Origin of the sequence: Oliverpabstia sp. (genome assembly GCF_022785585.1) — a bacterium.
In the GTDB taxonomy this organism is placed as follows: domain Bacteria; phylum Bacillota; class Clostridia; order Lachnospirales; family Lachnospiraceae; genus Oliverpabstia; species Oliverpabstia intestinalis.
This window is the reverse complement of the sequence record NZ_JALFPR010000131.1, coordinates 1-24360: the sequence shown is the minus strand read 5'-3', so window position 1 is coordinate 24360 and position 24360 is coordinate 1. Positions and strand designations below refer to the sequence as shown.

At 46.0% G+C, this 24360-nt stretch carries 23 protein-coding genes; 18 read left to right on the top strand and 5 right to left on the bottom strand.

The genetic code is table 11. The features are described 5' to 3' along the window. The first annotated feature begins 56 nt into the window (after nt 1–56). The 4 genes from MSA64_RS09305 to aguB all read left to right on the top strand — a co-directional run bounded on the left by MSA64_RS09305 (nt 57) and on the right by aguB (nt 4682). The gene (locus MSA64_RS09305; RefSeq protein ID WP_118576663.1) at nt 57–1316 is read left to right on the top strand and encodes a saccharopine dehydrogenase family protein; all 1260 of its coding nucleotides are present in this window, start codon (nt 57–59) and stop codon (nt 1314–1316) included. After that, nucleotides 1313–2464 (top strand): carboxynorspermidine decarboxylase, encoded by a 1152-nt coding sequence (gene nspC / locus MSA64_RS09300; RefSeq protein ID WP_022172749.1) that lies wholly within the window; start codon nt 1313–1315, stop codon nt 2462–2464. Before MSA64_RS09305 ends, nspC begins: the two co-directional genes overlap by 4 nt. Before the next feature lie 91 nt (nt 2465–2555). After that, nucleotides 2556–3737 carry an agmatine deiminase gene (gene aguA / locus MSA64_RS09295; RefSeq protein WP_277663387.1) on the top strand — a complete coding sequence of 394 codons (1182 nt, stop codon included), beginning with the start codon at nt 2556–2558 and terminating at the stop codon, nt 3735–3737. A gap of 63 nt (nt 3738–3800) precedes the next feature. Next, on the top strand, nt 3801–4682 hold the full coding sequence (aguB, locus tag MSA64_RS09290) for an N-carbamoylputrescine amidase (RefSeq protein ID WP_287891420.1): 882 nt from the start codon (nt 3801–3803) through the stop codon (nt 4680–4682). Nucleotides 4683–4850: 168 nt separating this feature from the next. On the opposite strand, the gene MSA64_RS09285 is transcribed toward aguB, so the two are convergent. Further along, nucleotides 4851–5333: a DUF2798 domain-containing protein gene (locus MSA64_RS09285; RefSeq protein ID WP_287891419.1), complete on the bottom strand. Its 483-nt coding sequence runs from the start codon at nt 5331–5333 to the stop codon at nt 4851–4853. Nucleotides 5334–5696: 363 nt separating this feature from the next. Here MSA64_RS09285 and MSA64_RS09280 point away from each other — a divergent pair, with 363 nt between their 5' ends. The 4 genes from MSA64_RS09280 to MSA64_RS09265 all read left to right on the top strand — a co-directional run bounded on the left by MSA64_RS09280 (nt 5697) and on the right by MSA64_RS09265 (nt 9021). Further along, on the top strand, nt 5697–5903 hold the full coding sequence (locus MSA64_RS09280) for a DUF1858 domain-containing protein (protein WP_022172745.1): 207 nt from the start codon (nt 5697–5699) through the stop codon (nt 5901–5903). A gap of 202 nt (nt 5904–6105) precedes the next feature. Further along, nucleotides 6106–7095 (top strand): family 43 glycosylhydrolase, encoded by a 990-nt coding sequence (locus tag MSA64_RS09275; RefSeq protein ID WP_287891417.1) that lies wholly within the window; start codon nt 6106–6108, stop codon nt 7093–7095. A gap of 48 nt (nt 7096–7143) precedes the next feature. Beyond that, entirely contained in the window at nt 7144–8646 is a 1503-nt protein-coding gene (locus MSA64_RS09270; RefSeq protein WP_287891416.1) for an alpha-N-arabinofuranosidase, read from the top strand. Nucleotides 8647–8760: 114 nt separating this feature from the next. Continuing rightward, nucleotides 8761–9021 carry a DUF6171 family protein gene (locus MSA64_RS09265; protein WP_022172742.1) on the top strand — a complete coding sequence of 87 codons (261 nt, stop codon included), beginning with the start codon at nt 8761–8763 and terminating at the stop codon, nt 9019–9021. A 473-nt stretch (nt 9022–9494) separates the two neighbouring features. On the opposite strand, the gene pdxT is transcribed toward MSA64_RS09265, so the two are convergent. Both pdxT and pdxS read right to left on the bottom strand, forming a co-directional pair. Next, on the bottom strand, nt 9495–10064 hold the full coding sequence (pdxT, locus tag MSA64_RS09260; protein WP_154432506.1) for a pyridoxal 5'-phosphate synthase glutaminase subunit PdxT: 570 nt from the start codon (nt 10062–10064) through the stop codon (nt 9495–9497). Nucleotide 10065: 1 nt separating this feature from the next. After that, nucleotides 10066–10938, bottom strand: a complete 873-nt coding sequence (gene pdxS, locus MSA64_RS09255; RefSeq protein ID WP_277664186.1) for a pyridoxal 5'-phosphate synthase lyase subunit PdxS — start codon at nt 10936–10938, stop codon at nt 10066–10068. 137 nt (nt 10939–11075) lie between these two features. On the opposite strand from pdxS, the gene pdxR reads away from it, so the two are divergent. Beyond that, nucleotides 11076–12473: a MocR-like pyridoxine biosynthesis transcription factor PdxR gene (gene pdxR / locus MSA64_RS09250; protein WP_287891413.1), complete on the top strand. Its 1398-nt coding sequence runs from the start codon at nt 11076–11078 to the stop codon at nt 12471–12473. A 90-nt stretch (nt 12474–12563) separates the two neighbouring features. Here pdxR and MSA64_RS09245 read toward each other — a convergent pair whose 3' ends face one another. Then, the gene (locus MSA64_RS09245; RefSeq protein WP_154432503.1) at nt 12564–13787 is read right to left on the bottom strand and encodes a dicarboxylate/amino acid:cation symporter; all 1224 of its coding nucleotides are present in this window, start codon (nt 13785–13787) and stop codon (nt 12564–12566) included. 319 nt (nt 13788–14106) lie between these two features. Between MSA64_RS09245 and MSA64_RS09240 the strand changes: the two genes are divergently transcribed. The 5 genes from MSA64_RS09240 (at nt 14107) to MSA64_RS09220 (ending at nt 19849) form a co-directional block, all read left to right on the top strand. After that, nucleotides 14107–15051, top strand: a complete 945-nt coding sequence (locus tag MSA64_RS09240; protein ID WP_287891411.1) for an adenylylsulfate kinase — start codon at nt 14107–14109, stop codon at nt 15049–15051. Between the two features lie 12 nt (nt 15052–15063). After that, complete coding sequence (locus tag MSA64_RS09235; RefSeq protein ID WP_022172736.1) at nt 15064–16743, top strand: alpha-amylase family glycosyl hydrolase; 1680 nt, start codon at nt 15064–15066, stop codon at nt 16741–16743. A gap of 263 nt (nt 16744–17006) precedes the next feature. Continuing rightward, nucleotides 17007–18299, top strand: coding sequence for a chloride channel protein (locus tag MSA64_RS09230; protein ID WP_330639100.1), 1293 nt, complete (start codon nt 17007–17009; stop codon nt 18297–18299). 373 nt (nt 18300–18672) lie between these two features. Then, on the top strand, nt 18673–19140 hold the full coding sequence (locus MSA64_RS09225) for an Hsp20/alpha crystallin family protein (protein WP_154432501.1): 468 nt from the start codon (nt 18673–18675) through the stop codon (nt 19138–19140). 127 nt (nt 19141–19267) lie between these two features. Next, nucleotides 19268–19849, top strand: coding sequence for a 50S ribosomal protein L25 (locus MSA64_RS09220; protein WP_287891410.1), 582 nt, complete (start codon nt 19268–19270; stop codon nt 19847–19849). Nucleotides 19850–19985: 136 nt separating this feature from the next. Here the strand turns inward: MSA64_RS09220 and MSA64_RS09215 are convergent, their stop codons facing one another. Then, nucleotides 19986–20648: a Crp/Fnr family transcriptional regulator gene (locus MSA64_RS09215; RefSeq protein ID WP_154432499.1), complete on the bottom strand. Its 663-nt coding sequence runs from the start codon at nt 20646–20648 to the stop codon at nt 19986–19988. 186 nt (nt 20649–20834) lie between these two features. Here MSA64_RS09215 and MSA64_RS09210 point away from each other — a divergent pair, with 186 nt between their 5' ends. The 4 genes from MSA64_RS09210 to MSA64_RS09195 form a co-directional block, all read left to right on the top strand. Continuing rightward, nucleotides 20835–21452: an ATP-binding protein gene (locus tag MSA64_RS09210; protein WP_287891408.1), complete on the top strand. Its 618-nt coding sequence runs from the start codon at nt 20835–20837 to the stop codon at nt 21450–21452. A 177-nt stretch (nt 21453–21629) separates the two neighbouring features. Continuing rightward, nucleotides 21630–23225: a hydroxylamine reductase gene (gene hcp, locus MSA64_RS09205; RefSeq protein ID WP_287891406.1), complete on the top strand. Its 1596-nt coding sequence runs from the start codon at nt 21630–21632 to the stop codon at nt 23223–23225. Between the two features lie 289 nt (nt 23226–23514). Continuing rightward, nucleotides 23515–23961, top strand: coding sequence for an Hsp20/alpha crystallin family protein (locus tag MSA64_RS09200; RefSeq protein ID WP_287891404.1), 447 nt, complete (start codon nt 23515–23517; stop codon nt 23959–23961). A 216-nt stretch (nt 23962–24177) separates the two neighbouring features. Beyond that, nucleotides 24178–24360: hypothetical protein (locus tag MSA64_RS09195; protein ID WP_287891402.1), on the top strand; the 183-nt coding region annotated here is incomplete at its 3' end.

The following is a 24360-nucleotide window of genomic DNA, read 5'->3' as shown; positions in this document are numbered from 1 at the left end:
GTAACTGGGTCAGAAAGACCCTAAGAGTACATAATAGAAAACAGGAGGAAAAAAGAATGGGAAGATTACTGATTATCGGATGCGGAGGCGTAGCAGGAGTAGCGATTCATAAGTGCTGTCAGAACAGCAAAACATTTTCAGAGATCTGCATTGCCAGCAGAACGAAAGAAAAATGTGATACTTTAAAGAAAAAACTGGAAGCAACCACAGATACGAAGATCACAACGGCACAGGTGAATGCGGATAAAGTAGAAGAACTGGTTGCCCTGATCCGGTCGTATCAGCCGGATGCGGTTCTGAATGTGGCGCTGCCGTATCAGGATCTGACGATCATGGAGGCCTGCCTGGAGTGTAAGGTGGATTATATCGATACCGCGAATTACGAACCGGAAGATACCGATGATCCGGAGTGGAGAGCCATCTATGAAAAACGATGCAAAGAGGCTGGATTTACTGCATATTTTGATTATTCCTGGCAGTGGGCGTATCGTGAAAGATTCAAAGAAGCGGGGATTACAGCTCTCTTGGGAAGCGGATTTGATCCGGGTGTAACCAGCGTATTTACCGCATATGCAATGAAACATTATTTTGACCAGATCGACACCATTGATATCCTGGACTGCAATGGCGGAGACCACGGATATCCATTTGCAACTAACTTCAATCCGGAGATCAACCTTCGTGAAGTATCTGCCAATGGTTCCTACTGGGAGAACGGTCACTGGGTAGAGACAGAACCGATGGAGATCAAGAGAGAATATAATTTCCCGCAGGTAGGAGAAAAAGATATGTATCTGCTTCACCATGAGGAGATCGAATCTCTGGCGAAGAATGTACCTGGTGTAAAAAGAATCCGTTTCTTTATGACATTCGGACAGAGTTACCTGACACATATGAAATGTCTGGAAAATGTAGGAATGCTTTCCACTTCTCCCATCAATTATGAAGGAAGAGAAATCGTTCCGATTCAGTTTTTGAAAGCACTGCTCCCGGATCCGGCATCTCTTGGTCCGCGTACTGTGGGAAAGACTAATATCGGCTGTATCTTCACCGGAAAGAAAGACGGAAAAGAAAAGACGATTTATATTTATAATGTGTGTGATCACCAGGAATGCTACAAAGAAGTTGGTTCCCAGGCAATCTCTTATACGACAGGTGTTCCTGCAATGATCGGTGCGGCGCTGGTTGTGGATAAAGTATGGGATAAAGACGGTGTCTTCAATATCGAAGAATTTGATCCGGATCCGTTTATGGATATGCTGAATCAGTATGGCCTGCCGTGGGTTGTGGATGAAGATCCACAGATCGTAGAATGATGTGGAAAGATCTGCCAACTCCCTGTTACGTGGCAGATGAGAAAAAGTTAAAAGAAAATCTCAGGATTCTTCAGAAACTGGAGAAGGACACGGGCTGTCATGTGTTGCTGGCACAGAAGGCGTTTTCCATGTTTTCTCTGTACCCGATGATTGGAACCTTTATCAGCGGAACCACGGCCAGCGGGCTTTATGAAGCCCGCCTTGGCAGGGAAGAGATGGGAAAAGAAAATCATGTGTTTGCACCGGCGTATAAGGAAGCCGATATGAAAGAACTGGTGAAAATCTGTGATCATATCGTGTTCAATTCCTTCCGACAGTATGAAAAATATAAAGAGTTATGTAAACAAAGCGCACAGATCCGGGAAGATGGAAAACCGGTCAGCGTGGGAATCCGGGTGAATCCGGAATGTTCCACTCAGGAAGGTCATGAGATTTATGATCCATGCGGACCGGGATCACGGCTTGGTGTGACGAAGGCAGAGTTTCGGGAAGATCTGCTGGAAGGTGTGGAAGGGCTTCATTTTCATACGCTCTGTGAGCAGGATGCCGATGATCTGGTGATTACGTTTCGGGCTTTTGAAGAAAAGTTTGGTAAGTATCTGAAAAAGATGAAATGGCTGAATCTGGGAGGAGGCCACCATATCACAAGACCGGGTTATCAGCTGAAACAGTTAAAACAGTTGATTGCCTATATTCGGGCAACCTATCAGGTAGAAGTATATCTGGAACCCGGAGAGGCTATAGCTTTAAATGCCGGATATCTGGTGACAGAAGTGCAGGATATCGTGAAAAATGGAATGGAGATCCTGATTTTGGATGCGTCCGCGGCCTGTCATATGCCGGATGTACTGGAAATGCCTTATCGTCCGCCTCTGCGGGGTGGGTACGAACCGGGAGAAAAAACATATACGTACCGGTTATCCAGCATGACCTGTCTTGCCGGGGATGTGATTGGGGATTACAGTTTTGAACATCCGGTAGCGATCGGAGATCGTCTGGTCTTTGAAGATATGGCGATTTATTCTATGGTGAAAAATAATACCTTTAACGGTATGCCGCTTCCGGGAATCGCTTTGTTGAAGGAAGATGGAACGGTGGAGATGATAAAGACATTCGGGTATGAGGATTTTAAAGAGAGACTGTCATAACATCACAGAATATCCTGAGAGATCATTAGATTCTTCAGAGAGTACTTGATATTTGCAGAAACACCAGGAGAAAAACAGGAGACAGGAAGACATGGACAGCGGAAAAAAGACAATAAATCATGTAGAAATAAGAAAGATTCTGCCGGTGCAGGACGGGTACCGTATGCCAGGAGAATATGAGCCGCACCGGGGCTGTATTCTGATTTGGCCGGAACGGCCGGGATCCTGGCGAAATGGTGCACGGGAGGCAAAAAAAGCATTTGCAGACGTAATCCGGGCAATTGCAAAAAGTGAAGAAGTTTATCTTGCGGCAAGTGGGAAGACATTTTCAGAGGCGGAAAAGCTGGCACAGCGTCTGCAGACAGATGAAGCATTGTATCCGATAAGGGTTTTTGCGGCAGAGACCGACGATGCCTGGGCCAGAGATGTGGGACCAACCTTTGTGACGGATGGACAGGAAGTAAGGGGAATCAACTGGGAGTTTAACGCCTGGGGCGGAACCGAAGACGGACTGTACGCTTCATGGGAAAAAGACAATCGTTTTGCTCCCTTCTTTTGCGAGAAAGAGGGATACACCTGGTATGACGCAAGGCCGTTTGTGCTGGAAGGCGGTTCTGTCCACAGCGATGGAGAGGGAACCGTGATGGTGACCGAATCCTGTCTGCTCAGTAAGGGCAGAAATCCGGATCTTACCAAAGAGGAGATTACAGAAAAACTGAAAGCCTATCTGGGGGCCGAAAAAGTGCTGTGGCTGCCCCGGGGAATCTATATGGATGAGACCAACGAGCATGTGGACAATGTCTGTGCATTCTTAAAACCGGGTGAGGTGATTCTTGCCTGGACAGACAACAGGGAAGATCCTCAGTATCCGTTATCCATGGCGTGTCTGGGATATCTGGAAGGAGAGACAGATGCAAAGGGAAGAAAAATCACTGTGCATAAACTTCCGATCCCGGATCACCCGGTCTGCGTGACCAGAGAGGAACTGGAAGGATATGTATTTGAAGAAGGCGAGGATGTCCGGGAAGAGGGAGAACGTCTGGCAGCTTCTTATGTAAACTTCTATTTTTCCAACGGTGCTGTGATACTGCCGGCATTTGGCGGGGAAAATGAAGAAAGCGACCGGAGAGCAGCACAGATTCTGGGAAAACTTTGTCCGGATCGTGAGATTATCCCGGTATATGCCAGAGATATCCTGACAGGGGGAGGAAATATCCACTGTATTACGCAGCAGATTCCGGCAGGGAAAAGACGAAACGAACAGAAGCGGTGAGAAGAGCTGGTAAAAGTCCCATGAAAAGGACAAAAGTACCGGGGTGACAGGAGGAAAGAGAACATGGGAAAAAGACAGGTGACGGTGGCAGCAGTGCAGATGCAGTGTACCAATCATCCGCAGGAAAACCTTAAAAAAGCAGAAAAAATGGTACGTCAGGCAGCCGCCGCCGGTGCACAGATCATTTTGCTCTCGGAACTTTTCGAGAGAGAATATTTCTGTCAGCAGAGGAGATATGATTTTTACAGCTATGCGAAGCCTGTGGAAGAAAATGAAGCGGTATGCTGGGGACAGAAGCTGGCGAAGGAACTGAAAGTGGTTTTACCGATCAGTTTTTATGAAAAAGAGGTCAATAATCTCTATAATTCGGTAGCCTGTATCGATGCGGACGGAGAAATTCTCGGCGTATACCGGAAAACACATATCCCGGATGATCATTATTATCAGGAAAAATTCTATTTTACACCGGGAGACACCGGTTTCCGGGTATTTGACACCAGATATGGAAAGATCGGTGTGGGAATCTGCTGGGATCAGTGGTTCCCGGAGACTGCACGGTGTATGGCTTTAGAAGGAGCAGAACTGCTCTTTTATCCTACGGCGATCGGTTCCGAACCGATTCTTGAATGTGACAGTATGCCGCACTGGCGTCGTTGTATGCAGGGACATGCAGCGATGAATCTGATGCCGGTGATCGCGGCCAACCGGATCGGCAAAGAGGAAGTAAAACCCTGTGCGGAAAATGGCGGGCAGGAGTCTGCACTGATTTTTTACGGCTCTTCCTTTATCACAGATGAAACCGGAGAACTGCTGCAGACAGCTTCCCGGGATCAGGAAGAAATACTGACAGAGACATTTGATCTGGATGAACTGGCAGCAAAACGTCTGGAATGGGGACTGTTCCGCGACAGGAGACCGAAGTGCTACGGGAAAATTACAGAGTAGACGAGAGAGCAGAAAAAACTATGAGAAACACGCTTTGCAAGTTTCTCGAGTTATCGCGGCAGTCGCCAAGGTCTAATACAAGCATGGACTTTGGCGCATTGCTCGCGTAAATAAAAAATCCGGGAAAGTGGTATCTCTTAACACCACTTTCCCGGATTTTGTGCTGTGTCACGCCAGTACCTTGCCTTCCGGGAATGCAGAACGGAAGATGAAACGAACCAGCGGCCCGGCTATGATCAGCTGGAAAGGAAGAGCCATGATAAAGTTCTTGGGAATGTTGGTCAGCCAGATCATCAGCAGCTGGGACCATGCACCGGAGCGCACACATCCTTCCACAGCACCGTACATGGACATGATGAGTACCATCGGTACTACCATGGAACAGGATACGCAGATCACTTTTTTCAGGACACTGTCTTCCGGTTTTACCAGATAAGTAAATGCGAACTTTTTCGCCAGACCGGATACCAGGAACCAGTCACAGCACATGGCAAATACATAGGCGATCGGGAAGCCCAGCCATCCCTCTTTTAACACTTCCAGGGAAAAACCTCCCATATGCAGGGTGACATTATACATACTCATCCAGAGCACCATGCAAAAACACATCAGGACGGTGTAAATTAAACTTTCTCTTTTATTCTGCGGCATATTTGTTACTCCTTTTTCTCTTTCAAATCTTACTTGGTTTTTTACAGCGTTGATTATTATAACGTAGTCTTTGGTGTTTCGTAAGTGTTATTTTTCTGACAAATCCGGTGCATCAGAGCCAATTGTCCGGGTATCTGTTGTAAATTACCTGCTACCGGCGAATGTAATAGGAGACTTTCCACAAAGTTTTCCTCCACCGGGGACGGAGTTCCGTGGATATCACGGATGAATCCACTGGAGCCTGTGGAAAACTGTGAGAAAAATCTACCGAGAAAACTGGAAGTTCTGAGAGAAGTATGATAAAATGTATCAGTAAGTGTGATTGGAAACAGTCGCGAAAACAGTATGAAGGAGGACCCAATCATGAAGGTTACGAAAGAAACCACTATGGGCGAGATGCTGGAACTGGATGGCGGAATCGCTGTGATCCTGATGCAGGCTGGTATGCACTGCGTAGGATGCCCGTCTTCTATCGGAGAATCTCTGGAAGAAGCATGCATGGTGCATGGTCTGGATGCAGACGTTGTTCTGGCAAATATTAACGAATATCTGAGCAGCAGAAACGCGTAAGTCGTAGAAGCGGTTCAAATCTTAAGATCCTCAGTTTCCGGTTGGTGTAAGAAGCACCTGTCGGAACTGAGGATTTTTAAGTTTTGGCAGAGTATACAAAAAGCATATGGCAAATTTGGACTTGTTGCCATATTATCAACAAGTCTATTATTTCTTATAATCAGTAAAAAGAAAACTATTTTAACAGAAAAAGAGGATAAAAATGAATAAAGACAATTATATCCACACGCCATACAACGATGAATGGATCGCGCAGCGGGCGGATCCGTTTGTGTACCGCCACACGGACGGAACCTGCTATTTTACCGCATCCGTACCGGCTTATGACCGGATTATTCTGCGTGCTGCGAACGATCTGGGTGGTCTGGTACATGCGGAGGAGAAAACCCTCTGGGTGAGACATGAAAGCGGACCGCAGAGCACCCATATCTGGGCACCGGAGATTCACTATCTGTTTGGCGGATGGTATATCTACTATGCAGCCGGGGATAAAGATGACATCTGGAACATCCGTCCGTATGTCCTGCATTGCAAGGGGCAGAATCCGATGAAAGATGAATGGGAAGAACTTGGCATGATGCAGGCGGCAGACAGCGATGAATTTTCGTTCCATGCCTTTTCTCTGGACGCGACGGTGTTTGAACACCGGGGAGAATGGTATTATATCTGGGCGGAAAAAACGGGTGTCGGTCGCCAGATTTCCAATCTGTATATCGGAAAAATGGCAGCAGCCAACAAACTCTGCACGGATCAGGTATTGTTGACAACACCGGATTATGACTGGGAGCGGGTGGATTTCTGGGTAAATGAAGGACCGGCGATCTTAAAACATGACGGAAAGATTTTTCTGACTTTTTCCGCAAGCGCGACGGGAGCATGCTACTGCATGGGAATGATGTATATCGATGAAAATGCAGATCTGCTGGATCCGCATGCATGGACGAAACTGCGGCATTCGGTACTGAAAACCGACGAAGAAAAGGGGATTTACGGACCGGGGCATAACTGCTTTGTAAAGGCAGAAGATGGTGTGACGGATCTTTGTGTCTATCATGCCCGCCCGTATGACGAGATCATCGGAGATCCACTGTACGACCCGAACCGCCATGCGAGAATCATGAAAGTGATGTATGACGAAAAAGGATTCCCGGTATTTGTGTACCAGAAGGTGGAAGAAACAGAGTATTTGTAAACGGATATTTGAAAATATACTTTATACATAAAAATATGGAGGAACAACATGGCAAAATTAGTAATCAATGCAGAACGAAAACTTTCCCATATCAATAAAGAACTGCAGGGACATTTTTCCGAGCATCTGGGAAGGTGTATTTATGAGGGACTGTATGTGGGAGAAAATTCTGAAATTCCGAACGTCAACGGGATGCGTACCGATGTGGTGGAAGCCTTAAAACAGATCCGTATCCCGGTACTTCGCTGGCCGGGTGGATGTTTCGCTGACGAATATCACTGGAAAGACGGCATCGGACCGAAAGAAGGAAGAAAGAAAATCGTCAACACCCACTGGGGCGGCGTGGTAGAAGACAACAGCTTCGGAACGCACGAATTCTTCGAGCTGTGCCGTCAGCTGGGCTGTGAGACTTATATCAACGGCAACATGGGAAGCGGAACCGTACAGGAAATGTCTGAGTGGGTAGAATACATGACCTTCGAGGGCGTATCCCCGATGGCAGACCTGAGAACGAAAAACGGTCACAAAGAAGCGTGGACGGTAGATTACTTTGGTGTGGGAAATGAAAACTGGGGCTGTGGCGGTAACATGAATCCGGATTTCTATGGAAATATGTACCGCAGATACCAGACATATGTGCGGAACTATGCCGGAAACAAACCGATCAAAAAGATCGCCTGCGGAGCAAATGTGGACGATTACGAGTGGACAGAGGAAGTCATGAAAACCACCTTCCGTCGAAACGAACCGGGTCAGCACGGATTTATGGACGGGCTGTCTCTGCACTACTATACGCATCCGGGCGGATGGTTAAACAAAGGAAGTGCTACTGAATTTGACGAAAAAAAATGGTACCAGACCATGAAAAAGACCTGGTACATGGACGAACTGATCACCCGTCACGGAGCGATCATGGATAAATACGATCCGAAAAAAGAAGTCGGAATGATCGTCGATGAATGGGGAACCTGGTACGAAGTAGAACCGGGAACCAACCCGGGCTTCCTGTATCAGCAGAACACGATGCGCGATGCCCTGGTAGCAGGTATCAACCTGAATATCTTTAATAAACACAGCGACCGCGTAAAAATGGCAAACATCGCCCAGATGATAAACGTCTTGCAGGCCGTAATCCTGACCGAAGGCAGCAAAATGATCAAGACCCCGACCTATCATGTATTTGATATGTACAAATACCATCAGGACGCAGACCTCCTGGACAGCACCCTGGAGACAGAAACCGTCGGACTGGAAGAAGAAAATATGGTACCAAATCTGTCTGAGTCTGTATCCGTAGATACGGACGGTGTGATGCATATCACCATGACCAACCTGGATCTGGAACATGCTTACCCGATCGAAACTACCATCCTTGGTAAAAAAGTGGAATCCATCGAAGCTCAGATCGTAACCCAGGAAATGCATGCAAAAAATACTTTCGATGATCCGGAAAACGTAGTGGTACAGTCCTTCGAAGGCGTAGAAAAAGTACACGCCGGAATCAAATTCACCATTCCGGCCTGCAGTGTACTGCACATTGCACTGAAATAAAGTCCGCGTGAAAATCGCGGAGCAATCCCTGCGATACCAAAAGGGTGGCCTGTTATACAGGCTGCCCTTTTCCGGTAAAATGACACGATATAAAAAACAGAGAAAGAAAAAACAATGGACACATTCACAAGAATCTGCAAAAAATGTCTGCTTCGTGAAATGAGCGAAGCAGACACCTACAAAACCATGTACGAATACATCGCCAACCTGAACCCCGACGACAAAACCCCGGATCAGGAATACGAAACCCGCCTGTCCCAGTGCAAAACCTGCGACCACCTGCTCTCCGGTATGTGCCGCATCTGCGGCTGCTATGTAGAAATGCGCGCCGCCATAACCCACCGCCACTGCCCGGATATTCATCCGAGATGGTGAAAATTGATCCAAATGGAGAAAACCGTTTTGCCGCGCTGCGGACAGTCTGTTTAAGCAAAAACTAATGCGAAAACAGGCTGTCTTTTTTACTAAGCAGTTATGATAAAAAACAACTTAAAGAGTAAACAGTTTCAAAGGGAACTGTTCAGTACTTTCAAAGTTACAAGTCATATGTCACTTATTGAATAGTAACTTCCAAAATCAAAAACAATCTACCAGAGGGAAATCTCCCATCGAACAAAACCAGTCTCAACGAAAGCCAGAAGCGGGAGGGCGGACAGCGCCGGGCAGACAGCCTTTTGCTGGTGCTTTTAGCAAAGATGAGATCCGGCACCTACGCAGACTTTCGCGAGGGTCCGCCGACCCTCGTGAACATAGTCGGAGTTGGTGACTAGCTCAGATTTGCGTTACCAGCAGCTGTCTGCCCGGCGCTGTCCGCCCTCCCGCTTCGTCCGTCATGAACCCAACCGAACTTATTTTTCTCCACACATCCGTAAAAACTCTTCATGCACCCGATGATCCTCATCCAGCTCCGGATGAAACGCCAGCGCCATCTGCTTCCCATACCGAATCGCCACAATCCGATCCTGTACTACAGCCAGTACCTCAACGCCATCCGAAACATCCGCCACATAAGGCGCGCGGATAAACGTCATAGGAATCTCCCCAATTCCTTTAAACTCTGCTTCCGTGTGAAAACTCCCCAACTGCCGTCCATAAGCATTCCTCTTCACCGTCATCGGAACCGTCTGAAGATGTACCATCGCATCCCCCTCCAGCGAATCCGCCAGAAGAATCATCCCCGCACAGGTAGCCAAAACCGGAAGTCCCTTCTTAATCTGCTTCCGGATCGTATCAAACATCCCAAGCTCCCGTAAAAGCTTCCCCTGTACCGTACTTTCGCCGCCGGGAAGAACCAGCCCGTCATAAGACTGGTTCAGATCCTCTGCCTTGCGAAGCTCCACACAGGAAGCCCCAAGTACTTCCAGTTTCCGCTCGTGCTCGATAAAAGCTCCCTGTACGGCAAGAACTGCAATTTTCATCTTACTTTCCCCTTTCTGCCATCAGAAGCTGAATCTCAGATTCGTTGATACCGACCATCGCTTCCCCGAGATCCTCAGATAATCTGGCGATTATCTTCGCATCTGTATAATTCGTAACCGCTTTCACAATCGCATTTGCTCTCTTCTCCGGATTGCCTGATTTGAAGATACCGGATCCTACGAAGACACCCTCGGCACCCAGCTGCATCATCAAAGCTGCATCTGCAGGAGTAGCCACACCTCCGGCTGCAAAATTAACCACCGGAAGCTTTCCATTTTCATGTACATAAGCAACCAGATCAAAAGGAACCTGTAACTGCTTTGCAATCTCAAAAAGCTCATCCTCACGCATGCCTTTGATCTGTGCGATCGCACTGTTCATTTTACGCATATGACGTACCGCCTGCACGATATCACCGGTACCAGGTTCTCCTTTGGTACGGATCATGGAAGCACCCTCGTTGATCCGGCGAAGCGCCTCGCCCAGATCCTTTGCTCCACATACAAAAGGTACTTTAAAGTTTTTCTTATTGATATGGTACACATCATCTGCAGGAGAGAGCACTTCACTCTCATCGATATAGTCAATCTCGATCGCTTCGAGAACCTGAGCCTCCACAAAATGACCGATTCGGCATTTGGCCATAACCGGGATAGTAACAGCATTCTGGATCCCCTGAATCATCTTCGGATCACTCATACGGGAAACACCGCCGGCTGCACGGATATCTGCAGGTATCCGTTCCAGTGCCATGACAGCACAGGCACCTGCTGCTTCCGCGATCTTTGCCTGCTCCGGTGTGGTGACATCCATGATGACACCGCCCTTTAACATCTGTGCCAGTTCCTTGTTCAGTTCGTATCTGTTTTCCATAATAATAATATTCCTCCTTAAGTAGTAGGTTAATCTCTTGAAAAAAATGTATGGGTAGATTATAATGCTAAAGTGGATATGAAAAAATTATCAAAATAAATATATTCAGTAAGGCCAGACAGGAGAAAAGAAGAACAATGCTGACGTATAATTTCACAAATATAGGGTCAGATTCCATGTATGAATATCTGTACAAATGCATCAAAAACGATATTTTACAGGGGACTTTGCAGGCAGGAGAAAAACTTCCCTCCAAGCGGAGTTTTGCAAAAAATCTGGGTATCAGCGTGATCACTGTAGAAAATGCCTATGAGCAGCTGATCGCGGAGGGCTATATTTATTCCATGCCCAAAAGAGGATTCTATGTAACGGACTTTAAAGGGGTGTTGGAGACAAAACAGAGAGAAGAAGTGCAGGAGATTATTCCCATGACCAGTGGAGAAAACAGTTATCTGGCTGATTTTACCAGTAATCAGACCGAGGCCGATCAGTTTCCCTTTACCATCTGGGCGAAGATGGTCAGGGAGGTGTTAAGCGACAGCCGGATTCAGTTGATGACCAACCCGCCCTGTGGAGGAATTATGTCACTCAGACAGTCCATCGCGGGCTATCTGAAGGATTTCAGGGGCATGACGGTACAGCCGGAGCAGATCATCATAGGAGCCGGAACCGAGTACCTGTACGGTCTGCTGATCCAGCTTCTGGGACACGAGGCAGTCTATGCGGTGGAAAATCCGGGATATCAGAAGATCGGGAAAATCTATCGGAACTATCAGGTAAACTGGACATACATCGATATGGATGATGAAGGCGTGGAAGTTTCTCAGTTAGAAGAAAAAAAGGTAGATATCGTACATATTTCTCCATCCCATCATTATCCGACCGGAATTGTGATGCCGATCAGCCGCCGTTATGAACTTCTTGGTTGGGCTTCAAAAGGAGAAAGGAGGTACATCATCGAGGACGATTACGACAGTGAACTGCGTCTGGGCGGGAAACCGATCCCCACACTGCAAAGTATCGATATTTCCGAAAAAGTTATTTATATGAATACCTTTACAAAGACGCTGGCTTCTACTGTACGTATCAGTTATATGATCCTGCCGCGTCCGCTTCTGGAACAGTTTTATCAGAAATTATCATTTTATTCCTGTACGGTATCAAACTTTGAACAATATACTCTGGATCTGTTTATCAAAGAAGGATATTTCGAAAAACATATTAACAGGCTGCGCAATTACTATCAAAATAAGAAAAATGGATTCTTATCTGCGATCTGGGATAGTGGTCTGCACAAATGCGTGGAAATATCCGGGGAAGAGGCCGGTGTGCATTTCTTGATGAAACTGAAAACGGAGAAAGCTGAGGAGAATGTAATAGAGCTGGCAAAAGCCCAGGGCATCAAGCTGTCACCACTTTCCAAGTTCTACTATGAAAAGAAGGCAGGAATTGAAAACACGTATGTAATGAATTATTCTTCGGTAGATATGGAGCGGATCGGAAAGATTGTAAGAGGGCTGGAGAAAATCTGCTGAAAAAAATGAGAAAATAAAAACGGGATGCACCTGGAATCATTTTCGATGTCCGGGTGTATCCCGTTTTCTGCACTTATGTAATTAATTGTTTTATTCGTCTAACTTGATTTTCTCCTTCAGAACCACACAGGCAGCCAGGTCACCGATGACATTGACACAGGTTGCACCCATGTCACACAGGGTGTTGATACTGATGTAGACACCCATAACGCCGGCCGGAAGCCCTGCCATGGTAGCAAGAGCTGCGAAAGAAGCAATGGCTCCGCCGGGGATACCCGGAGTTCCCACAGAAAGGAGAACGTTGGCTAACAGGATAATGATCATCATGCTGATGCTTACGTTAATACCGCAGGCATTAGCGAAGAACATGATCATAAAGGACATCAGGATGGATACCGCATCCATGTTGACGGTTGCTCCCAGAGGAATGGTGATACTGGTGATCTTGTTGGAGACACCGAGTTCTTCTTCCACACACTGTTTGCTGATCGGGATGGTTGCGGAACTGGAACAGGTTCCGAAGGCATTCAGAGCAGCAGGCATGATGGCCTTGAAGAATTTGACCGGGCTTGTCTTACCAAGAAGTTTTACGGATCCTCCATAGATGAACAGTGCAAATCCGTAGAAAGTCACATACAGAATGATCAGCTGGGTAGCCAGAGACAGGATCGTCTTGGTTCCGTTGGCTTCTACAACCGGTACGATGGTACAGAAGACACCGATCGGGGTAAAATACATCACGGTGCTGATGATCTTCAGACATACCTCGTTACAGGAATCAATCAGATGTAACAGAGGTTCCCCTTTTTCTTTGATCGCCAACAGGGTAAAACCGATGATAACGGCAAATACCAGAACCTGAAGCATATTTCCGTTGGCAAAAGCAGCTACCGGATTGGACGGGATCAGGTTTTTTACGGTATCCAGGATGCTGGTCATCTCGGTAGCCTGGATATCGGAAGTTGCCATCTCGAAGTTAACTCCTTTTCCAAGGCGGATCAGACGTGGGATGATCAGTCCTGCCAGACTGGCAAGTCCGGTGGTACACAGGAAAAAGATCATGGAATAACCGGTGATCTTTCCGGTGGTACGGGCATTACCGATACTGGTGATACCCATGATGATGGAACAGAAGACCAGAGGGAAGATCATCATATTCAGTGCATTCATATAGATGCTTCCCAGAAGACTGGTGACGGTCAGTACAGGTTCAAATCGTCCAGCCAGAAAAAGTCCGGTCAGAATACCGAGAATCAGGCCGATAAAGATTGCACCTGTGATATGTTTTTGATACCACGTATAAAACTTTTTCATAGATTTCCTCCTCTAAAAAAATATGAGATATTTTACCATAAAGATATTAAGCAAATATTACACAAAAATTACACGGAGAAATATTTTGAAGAAATATTGACGGAAAACGGGTATCTGGCATATAATAACACCGATTATATTGCGATATGTTTTTCACAATGTCGTGATATAATTCCTTTATCTGACAAATAAGCCAAAATGATATCATCGAAGATGAGCTTACATGCATTTTGGTCCGTACCTGTGAAGGTATGGAACAGTTACGAAAACGCAATGATTCAGCGGCTGTCGGAAGGCAGCCGGACAAGAGGAGGCAAACATGAACAAATATGTGGAAAATCCTTCTGCATGGACTGCACCGGTGATCCCGGAGAAGATCCCACAGGGCGACATGCCAGGAGACAAGATCGAGATTGGTGAAGATCACATCAACAAAGCAAACCTGATCTTCAGAGAACTTTTAGGACAGATCAGAGAACTGAAAAAAGAAGACGCAGACCGCAAGATCGTACTGACTGTATGCGGTGGATCCGGAGTAGGAAAATCAGAGACCGCTTCTCTGCTTTCTTTCTATTTTAATCAGATTGGCATGAAAGCCTATACACTGTCCGGAGATAACTATCCGCACAGAATTCCAAAGTACAACGATGCAGAACGTCTTCATGTATTTCGTGAGAGCGCGATCCGCGGTATGGTAAAAGACGGAACATTTACAAAAGAAAGATTCGACATCATCCATGAAAGACAGATTGCAGGAATGGATGCAGATCCGAAGCTGAAAGAGAGCTACGACTGGTATGAATCTTATCTGGAGAATGGTAAGGCAGGCCTGAGAGGATATCTTGGTACCCTGAATGAAATCGATTTCAAAGAAGTGGAAGAAATCGTTGAAAGCTTTAAAAACAAGGCAGAAAAGATCTGGCTGAAACGGATGGGAAGAGAAGATACCGAACTGTGGTATGAAGAAGTGGATTTCTCTGATACCGAGATCCTGATCATCGAGTGGACACACGGAAACAGTGACAATTACAAGGGTGTAGATATCCCGGTTCTGTTAAACAGTACTCCGCAGGAGACTATGGCACACAGAAAAGCAAGAAATCGTGACGGTGCTGTAGACAGCCCATTTACCACCATGGTACTGGAACTGGAACAGGATATGCTGGAGAGCCAGGCTCATAAAGCGAAAGTGATCGTATCCAAAGCAGGAAAACTGTTATCCTATGACGAATACAAAGAGATCATGGATCAGGGAAGAATATAAGGAGAGAGAAGCATGAGTAAAATGACCGTTACAGCAGATGCAAAACCGATGTTAAATGCATATCCGGACAGCGTAGGTGGAACCCTCAGTGATATCACCGGATTTTTACAGAAACCGGAATTAAAGGATGTATTTTCTTCCTTCTATATTCTGCCCAGCGTATTTAATACAGATCTTGATCGCGGGTTCTCTGTAATCGATTACACATTGAATGAAGAACTGGCAGATAAAAAAGATCTGGAAGCACTGGAAGAACTGGGAATTAATCTGAAACTGGATTTTATCCTGAACCATGCTTCTGTATTATCCAGGCAGTTTCAGGATATCCTGAAAAACGGCGACGACTCCAAATACCGTGATTTCTTTATCGACTGGAACAAGTTCTGGGAAGGAAAGGGAACCATGACTGAAGAAGGATATATCCAGCCGGATCAGGAACTGATCGAGCATATGTTCTTCCGTAAACCGGGTCTTCCCATCCTGATGGTACGTTTCCCGGACGGAAAAAATGTGCCTTACTGGAATACGTTCTATCAGGAAATTAAATATCCGGTACTGGATGCACAGGACATTATGCAGGTGGCAAAGGTACAGTATTACAAAGCAGATCTGATCGCGAAGAAAGTCAATGAGGAGATTGCAGCAGGTAAAAAACCGTCAGAACTCAGCATTGATACTTTCTGTAAAGACAGCGTGGTAGAACTTCTGGAGAGCAAGAGAAAATATCTGGGACAGATGGATCTGAATATCAAATCTCCACTGGTATGGGAGTTTTATGACGAAACACTGAAGACGCTGGCTGCATATGGAGCAAAGATCGTGCGTCTGGACGCATTTGCTTATGCACCGAAGGAGCCGGGAGAAAAAAACTTCCTGAATGAGCCGGGAACATGGGAAGTACTGGAAAAAGTACGAAAACTGGCAGACAAATACAATCTGACCCTTCTTCCGGAGATCCATGCAAGCTACGGAGAGAAGAACTATGAACAGATTGCAAAACAGGGTTACATGACCTACGATTTCTTCCTTCCGGGCATGATCATCGATGCACTGGAAAGCGGCAACGGTTCCACTCTGGAAAAATGGGCAAAAGAACTGATGGAAAAAGAAATCCATGTAGTCAACATGCTGGGCTGCCACGATGGAATCCCGCTTCTGGATCTGAAGGGGCTGATCCCGGAAGAAAGAATCCAGCAGATCATCGACACTGTTGTTGCAAGAGGCGGATATGTGAAAGATCTTCATGGTCAGAAAAATGTATATTATCAGGTAAATGCAACTTATTACAGTGCACTGGGCGAAGATGACAAAAAAATGCTTATGGCCAGAGCACTGCAGATGTTCATGCCTGGAAAACCGCAGGTATGGTACTTGGATCTTTTCGCTGGCAAGAACGACCACGAGGCTGTTAAACGTGCCGGTGCCGGCGGTCATAAAGAAATCAACCGTACCAATCTGTCCGCAGCACAGATCGAAGAACTGATGAAGACAGATATCGTAAAAGAGCAGTTGAAACTTCTGCATTTTAGAAACGTATCCAAAGCGTTCGGCTTTGATGCAGAACTTGCAGTATCCACAGAAGGTGAAATCATTACCTTCATCTGGACAAACCAGGGCGAGAGTGCAACACTGCGCGCAAATCTGAAGACTTTTGAGTACGAGATTACAGATTCTGAGGGAATCTACGCATAAGGGGATCAGGCAGTGATGTGAGGGAGTAAAAGAAATAAGGGAAAACAGGGCGAACGCTGAGAGGGAAGCAGCTTCGCCCTGTTTTTTCGTTGCACTGCATATCAATAATTGAGCCAGTGAACCGTAACAGTGAACCAATTTTCCATGATATTTAAAGTTCATTGCGCTGGAAAAATATACAGGGATGGCGTATACTGAAAGAAAGTATGATTCCGGGAAAATGAGGCGGAAATACGAAAGAGGAAAGGGAAGCGGGGAAACATATGGAACCTATGAAAAAGGGACATCACCGTCTGGAAGTGATGTCACATTATTATGGAAAACGGATACAGCAGGATATGAGCAACTTTGTCAAATGGATCCTGCTGGCACTTCTGATCGGTGGAGTGGTTGGCGGTGCCAGCAGTTTATTTGCCGGGTGTCTGAGCTGGGTGACACAGTTTCGGGCAGACAGACCGGCGGTTGTTTTATTATTGCCTTTTGGTGGTCTGTTGATTGTATTTTTATATCAGAAGATTGGAAAAGAGGACAGAGGAACGAACCAGGTACTCTCTACGATCCGGTCGCAGGATGAGGTCCCGCTTCGTTCAGCACCACTGATTTTTATCGCTACAGCATTGACACATCTGCTTGGTGGCTCAGCAGGCCGGGAAGGTGCGGCGATCCAGCTTGGAGGAAGTATCGGAAATCAACTGGGACGGTGGATTCATCTGGATGAGGAAGACCGCCATGTGATCGTTATGTGCGGGATGAGTGCTGCGTTTTCGGCTGTTTTCGGTACGCCGATGGCGGCAGCGATATTTGCCATGGAAGTGGTCAGCGTAGGTGTGATGTACTATGCGGCTTTGCTGCCCTGTGTGGTGGCATCGCTGGTTGCTTATGATTTTGCGGGAAGTTTCGGAATCCATCCGGAGAACTTTCATGTCACGGGAATCCCGGCATTTTCGATGGAAAACGGGATTAAAATGGGCATCATCGCCGTAGGCTGCGGTGCAGTCAGTATCCTTTTTTGTCTGTTACTGGAATATGTGAGCAAGGGATATGATAAATGGATGAAAAATCCATATCTGCGTGTCTTCGCGGCGGGCTGTCTGGTAGTAGTCCTGTACTGGATCCTTGGGACAGACCGGTATATGGGTGCGGGTAATCAGCTGATCGAACAGGCAGTGGAACATGGACAGACGCAGACCTTTGACTTTTTCTGGAAAATGCTTCTGACAGCACTGACGATGCGTGCAGGTTTTCGAGGGGGGGAGATCGTTCCTTCATTTGCCATTGGTGCTACCTTTGGCTGTCTGGCAGGACAGATAATGGGATTTTCACCGTCTTTAAGTGCAGCCGCCGGGATGACCGCTGTGTTCTGCGGTGTGACGAACTGCCCGGTTACTTCTATACTGATAGCCTTTGAGTTGTTTGGCTTCCAGGGCGTTTCGTATTATCTGCTGGCTGTGACGGTCAGCTATGCAGTGTCCGGATATTACGGGCTGTATAAAGACCAGACGATCGTGTACTCAAAATATAAGGCGAAATATGTAAACCGGCATACGAAGACCTGATAACTAATTGAAAAACGAACTTCTACCTTGATGTTGTGGCAAACAAAGTAAGGGTGGAAGTTCGTTTTTCATTTACGTGGGCAACGAGTCAAAGTCCGTGCTCCCATGAGACCTGATACATTGTTTTCGAAATAACTGAATCATTCATTTGTCTGTGAGACGATGTACCAGACGAATGTCACGGAAGGACACAAAATCTTCACAAAAAAAATCAGCACTCCCCCTTGACGAGTGCTGATTGAAGTGTTATATTACATCTAGAACAAAGGAAGGGAACAAAAAGAACGAAGAAAAAGTTCGAAAGCTCCTGAAGCATCCCAGTTCCAAAGAAACAAGGTAATAATACATGATGAATAAAAAGGAGAGATGACTTATGTTGATGCCTAGTATTTTTGGAGAGAATTTGTTTGATGACTTTTTTGATGATTATTTTCCGTTCGATACCGGCAAGGAACTGCACAAAGCAGAGAAAAAACTGTACGGCAGAAGAGCCGGACATGTGATGAAAACCGATATCAAAGAAAAAGACAATGGATATGAATTTGAAATAGATCTTCCGGGATTTGCCAAAGATGAAGTAAAGGTTTCTCTGGAAAATGGTTATATGACCATCGAGGCAGCCAAAGGCCTTGATAAAGACGAGAAAGAAAAAGAAACCGGAAAATATATCCGTAAAGAACGTTATGCAGGTGCCTGCACACGTAGCTTCTATGTGGGAGAGGAAGTAGATCCGGGTGAGATCAAAGCCGAATTCAAACATGGTATTCTGAAACTGTTCGTTCCGAAGAAAGAAGCAAAACCGGCAGTGGAAGAAAACAAATACATCGCCATTGAAGGATAATATCTGAATCGGGTAACTATTAACCATACGGTTTGCCGGATGGCAGACGGTAGCACATTTATATATAATACTTAACAAAACCTCTTTGTAGAAGGCTGCTAAGCAATCAGTTTGGAGGAAAAGATAAATGAATACTTTAAAAGCTGAAAAAAGAAGCATGGACGTCAAAGCAAAGAAATTAAGAAGAGAAGGCTATGTCACAGGTAATCTGTTTGGCAGAGAGATTGAAGGATCTCTTCCGATCCAGATGACGAAAAAGGCAGTAGATCAGCTGCTGAAGACGGACAACAAAGGAAGTCAGGTTATGCTGGAAGTAGACGGCAAGACCTACGATGCACTGATCAAAGAGGTTGATTACAATGCAATGGCAAACCGCGTGGATGAGATGGATTTCCAGGCACTGGTAAGTACCGAGAAAGTACATTCCGTAGCGGAAATCGTTCTGCTCAACCATGAGAAAGTAGAGGCAGGTGTTCTGCAGGAAGATCTGGAAGAGATTTCTTATAAGGCACTGCCTGCTGACCTGGTGGATAAAGTTCAGGTGGATGTCGGTGAGATGAAGATCGGTGATGTGATCAAAGTCAAAGATCTGGAGATCGCCAAGAATCCGAACATCGATCTGAAAACAGATCCGGAAGCAGTTGTTGTATCCTGCACCGCAGTTCACAACAGTGTACCGGAACCGGAGACAGCTGAAGAGGCTGAATAATACAAAAATCAAGTAAATAAAAACACAAACAGGGCGAATCGTTCGAAAGAGCGATTTGCCCTGTTTAGTGTCTTACAAAAACTGTTTTTCAGTAAATCGGGAACACTCTGCGAAGATGCACACGGCATCATATTCTTTATTCTCTGCTTTTTAGGACAAATTCATTTTTTTTCACTTCCAGCAGCCCGTCCTTCTGCATTTTCCCAATTTCTTTCGAAAGCGCACTCCGATCCACGCTGAGATAGTCAGCGAGCTGCTGGCGGTTGAAGGCGATGGTGATCTCAGGCGATCCGGTGAGCAGTTCCTGATAGGAAAGATAGGCGAGCAGCCGTTCACGGATGGTTTTCGGTGTGGTGTGCAGGATCCGGCGGGAAAGCTGCAGGTTACTGGTTGCCATGATGCGGAGCAGATTTTCAATCATCTGCTGGTGATGACTGCATGGTTTTTCACAGGTATGCAAAATCTTCGGAACATCCAGAAATAAAATCTGACTGGGCGTGACGGATACGACATTGACCATCAGCGGTTCCGAAGGGGAACAGGCGTAGGCTTCGCCGAAAAGCTGTCCGGGTCCGACGTGATTCAGGATATTTTTACTGCCCCAGAAATCGTCAATTTCAATATGAACAGAACCTTCCAGCACGATTCCTACAGCGGTAATAGATTCACCGGCACAAAAGATCATTTCCCCTTTGGAAAACGACCGGATCTGTCCGGAGAGACAATGCAGAATAGACGGAATTTCCTCCGGTTTCACACCATAAAACAGGGGGATTTTTTTTAATATTGGAAAATTCATTTTTTCTCCTTTTTGTGGTTAAAACAACATATTTTTATCTGATATTATAGTATCCTCTGTTTGTAAACGCAAGGGAGCTGTTGCAAAGAGAAGAAGGACAGCATAACAGAGACAGAAATGCATTTGTGTAAAATCAGATATAGAGAGATTTCAGGAGTGCATATAGAAAATAAGGAGGAATCGAATATGATCCGAAGAGTGATTCAGATAGAGGAAGATAAATGTAACGGTTGTGGCGCCTGTGCTAAGGCCTGTCACGAAGGGGCAATCGGTATGGTAAACGGGAAAGCAAAACTGATGCGCGACGATTACTGTGACGGACTGGGGGATTGCCTTCCGGCATGTCCGATGGATGCGATTCATTTTATTGAACGGGAAGCGGAAGCTTATGACGAGGCGGCAGTGCTGAAAAATAAAGAAGAAAAGGCGAAAGCGGAGCGTTCCCGTCTGCGTCAGTGGCCGGTACAGATCAAATTACTGCCGGTGCATGCACCTTTTTATGAGGGAGCGAACCTGCTGATCGCGGCAGACTGTACAGCATACGCTTATGCGAAGTTCCACGATGAATTTTTAAAAGATCGTGTGGTGCTGGTGGGATGTCCGAAACTTGACAGCACCGATTATGCCGTTAAACTGGCAGAGATCATCCGGCAGAATGAGGTGCAGAGTATCACTGTTGTCCGCATGGAGGTTCCATGTTGCGGAGGACTTGAGATGGCGGCAAAACGTGCCCTTGAAGAGAGCGGAAAACGGCTGCCATGGCAGGTGATCACGGTCGGAACTGACGGTACGATCCGGGAGTAACGGCCAGAACGTTTTAAAGGCAGACGGATGGGAAAAACCAAACGGTGTAATCCGTGAGGCTATCTGTGCGAGAGACATAGTACGAAGGATAAAAGCAGAAAAATCAGGGATACTTATGAGATAGATAAGGTAAAAGTAAAGAAAACGATAAAAAAACTGATAAAAGGAGTACAAAAAATGGAGAAAAATATGTTTTGTTTTCAGTGTGAGCAGACAGCAGGATGCAATGGATGTACCGGAAAGCGCGGAGTATGCGGAAAGACGGCTGATGTAGCAAAGGCGCAGGATGAGCTGACAGGGGCACTGATCGGCCTTGCGAAGACCTGCGGCAACAATCCGAAGACCGCCGATACCGACCGGGTGATCATCGAGGGATTATTTACAACACTGACCAATGTAAGTTTCAATGAAGAGACGATTCGTGTGATGATCGAGCGTGTGGAAGAGGAAAAAAGCAGAATCGCACCGGGATGCGGAACCTGTGTGGCAAAATGTGGAAATACAGACAATTATGATATGGAACAAATCTGGAATGCAGACGAGGATATCCGGTCGTTAAAATCCCTGTTATTATTCGGCATCCGGGGTGTTGCAGCGTATGCATACCATGCGATGGTACTTGGATATCAGTCGGAAGAAGTGAACTTCTTCTTATATAAAGCACTGGCTACGCTGTCTATGGATCTTGGCATGGAAGAACTTCTCCCGGTGGTTCTGGAGACGGGAAAAGTTAATCTGACCTGTATGGAACTGCTGGATCGTGCCAACACAGAGACTTACGGAATCCCGAAACCTACAGAGGTTTCAATGAAAGTGGAAAAAGGGCCGTTTATCGTGGTTACCGGTCATGATCTGCGTGATCTGAAGCTGCTTCTGGAACAGACCGAAGGAAAGGGCATCAATATCTATACCCATGGCGAGATGCTTCCGGCACATGCATATCCGGAACTGAAAGAGTATCCGCACTTAAAGGGCAACTTCGGAACAGCATGGCAGAACCAGCAGAAGGAATTCGACAACGTTCCGGGTGCAATCCTTTATACAACAAACTGCCTGATGCCGGTAAAACCAAGCTATGCAGACCGTGTCTTTACTACAGAAGTCGTTTCTTATCCGCAGATGGTTCATATCGGGGAAGATAAGGACTTTACACCGGTGATCGAGAAGGCATTAGAGCTTGGTGGATATGACAGTGTACAGTACAGAACCGGAATCAATGGAGGAAGTGAAGTGATGACCGGATTTGCACATGGCACTGTGCTTGGTGTAGCCGATCAGGTGATCGATGCCGTCAAGGCAGGACAGATCCGCCACTTCTTCTTAGTGGGTGGTTGTGATGGTGCAAGAGTGGGAAGAAATTATTATACAGAATTTGTAAAGCAGACACCGGCAGATACAGTTGTGCTGACACTTGCCTGTGGTAAATACCGTTTTCATGATATGGATCTTGGTGAGATCGGTGGTCTGCCGCGATTGATGGATATGGGACAGTGCAACGATGCCTACAGTGCGATCAAGGTTGCAGTGGCACTTGCAGAAGCATTTGAGTGTGGTGTCAACGAGCTGCCGCTTTCCATGGTACTTTCCTGGTATGAGCAGAAGGCAGTCTGTATCCTGCTGACTCTGCTACATCTGGGGATCAAAAACATCTATCTTGGACCGACACTTCCGGCATTTTTATCGGAAAATGTATTGAATTATCTGGTAGAACATTACAATATCTCACCAATCAGTACTCCGGAAGAAGATATGAAGAGAATGCTTGAAAAGTAAGAAAAACAAGGTGTTGCCATCTGCGCACTTCGCGGAGTGGAAAATTAAGGGGTGCATCCGCTCGGGCGCGAGAGTGTGCGGCGAGCGCACACTTTTTTATATGTGGAAACAATCGAAATAACTGACAAAAGATGAAGTTCACAGAAAGTTCACAGAAAATTAGCACTCATCTATTGACAGTGCTAACAAGTGGTGTTATAACATAATCACAAGGAAGAACAAAGGTAATAAAAAATACCGGAGTTCGGAATATTAACATAGATGTCTTAGAAAAAAGGAGGAATGACTTATGTTAGTACCTAGTATTTTTTCAAACAATTTTGTAGATGACTTATTTGATGATGTGTTCCCATTTGGTGGAATGAATTACAGATTCCCGAAGGCTGACAGCGCAGTTATGAACACAGATGTAAAAGAGTATGACGATAGATATCAGCTTGACCTTGAACTTCCGGGAATGAAGAAAGAGGATATTCAGGCAGAACTGAAGGATGGTTACCTGATCATCAATGCAAAGCATGAGGATAAGCAGGATGAGAAGGACGACAAAGGTAAATTTATCCGTAAGGAACGTTATTATGGATCTTACCAGCGTAGCTTCTATGTCGGTGATGCGGTTCAGCAGGAAGACATCAAGGCATCCTTTGAGAATGGTGTCCTGACGCTCGAAGTACCAAAGAAGGCAGAGGAACCGGAAAAGGTAGAAGAGAAACATTATATTTCCATTGAGGGATAAAAAGATCGCCCATTGGACGCATGAAAATTGGGTGCGGCGGTTTTGCCGCACCCAATTTTTTTATGCAATAGGAGATGCATCCGCCCGGGCGCGAAAGTGTGCGGCAAGCGCACACTTTATTTCTTGAGAAAATGTAGAAATAAGCAAGACAAAACCGGAAAAATGCTTTATAATAGATAACATATTGAAAAGAAATACGGAAAAGAGGAATGAAGCATGAAACAGACAGAAAAAAGTTCAAAAACACTTATGATGCTGCTTGTTACACTCTCTGTACCAATCCTTCTGATTGGTATTGCAGCCATTATCATTTTCGGACTGGTAGCTAAGGGCGGAATGGCAGTAGCAACTGCAACGGTGATACTTGTGTTCATTATGGCAGCAGTGATCGCGCTGATC

Coding starts and splice junctions, on each gene's coding strand:
- pdxR (WP_287891413.1), top strand. CDS start 11,076: ATGCTGACGTATAATTTCACAAATATAGGGTCAGATTCCATGTATGAA.
- MSA64_RS09215 (WP_154432499.1), bottom strand. CDS start 20,648: ATGAATTTTCCAATATTAAAAAAAATCCCCCTGTTTTATGGTGTGAAA.
- MSA64_RS09305 (WP_118576663.1), top strand. CDS start 57: ATGGGAAGATTACTGATTATCGGATGCGGAGGCGTAGCAGGAGTAGCG.
- MSA64_RS09210 (WP_287891408.1), top strand. CDS start 20,835: ATGATCCGAAGAGTGATTCAGATAGAGGAAGATAAATGTAACGGTTGT.
- nspC (WP_022172749.1), top strand. CDS start 1,313: ATGATGTGGAAAGATCTGCCAACTCCCTGTTACGTGGCAGATGAGAAA.
- MSA64_RS09225 (WP_154432501.1), top strand. CDS start 18,673: ATGTTGATGCCTAGTATTTTTGGAGAGAATTTGTTTGATGACTTTTTT.
- MSA64_RS09240 (WP_287891411.1), top strand. CDS start 14,107: ATGAACAAATATGTGGAAAATCCTTCTGCATGGACTGCACCGGTGATC.
- MSA64_RS09280 (WP_022172745.1), top strand. CDS start 5,697: ATGAAGGTTACGAAAGAAACCACTATGGGCGAGATGCTGGAACTGGAT.
- aguB (WP_287891420.1), top strand. CDS start 3,801: ATGGGAAAAAGACAGGTGACGGTGGCAGCAGTGCAGATGCAGTGTACC.
- MSA64_RS09265 (WP_022172742.1), top strand. CDS start 8,761: ATGGACACATTCACAAGAATCTGCAAAAAATGTCTGCTTCGTGAAATG.
- MSA64_RS09275 (WP_287891417.1), top strand. CDS start 6,106: ATGAATAAAGACAATTATATCCACACGCCATACAACGATGAATGGATC.
- MSA64_RS09270 (WP_287891416.1), top strand. CDS start 7,144: ATGGCAAAATTAGTAATCAATGCAGAACGAAAACTTTCCCATATCAAT.
- pdxS (WP_277664186.1), bottom strand. CDS start 10,938: ATGGAAAACAGATACGAACTGAACAAGGAACTGGCACAGATGTTAAAG.
- pdxT (WP_154432506.1), bottom strand. CDS start 10,064: ATGAAAATTGCAGTTCTTGCCGTACAGGGAGCTTTTATCGAGCACGAG.
- MSA64_RS09200 (WP_287891404.1), top strand. CDS start 23,515: ATGTTAGTACCTAGTATTTTTTCAAACAATTTTGTAGATGACTTATTT.
- MSA64_RS09220 (WP_287891410.1), top strand. CDS start 19,268: ATGAATACTTTAAAAGCTGAAAAAAGAAGCATGGACGTCAAAGCAAAG.
- MSA64_RS09235 (WP_022172736.1), top strand. CDS start 15,064: ATGAGTAAAATGACCGTTACAGCAGATGCAAAACCGATGTTAAATGCA.
- hcp (WP_287891406.1), top strand. CDS start 21,630: ATGGAGAAAAATATGTTTTGTTTTCAGTGTGAGCAGACAGCAGGATGC.
- MSA64_RS09230 (WP_330639100.1), top strand. CDS start 17,007: ATGGAACCTATGAAAAAGGGACATCACCGTCTGGAAGTGATGTCACAT.
- aguA (WP_277663387.1), top strand. CDS start 2,556: ATGGACAGCGGAAAAAAGACAATAAATCATGTAGAAATAAGAAAGATT.
- MSA64_RS09285 (WP_287891419.1), bottom strand. CDS start 5,333: ATGCCGCAGAATAAAAGAGAAAGTTTAATTTACACCGTCCTGATGTGT.
- MSA64_RS09245 (WP_154432503.1), bottom strand. CDS start 13,787: ATGAAAAAGTTTTATACGTGGTATCAAAAACATATCACAGGTGCAATC.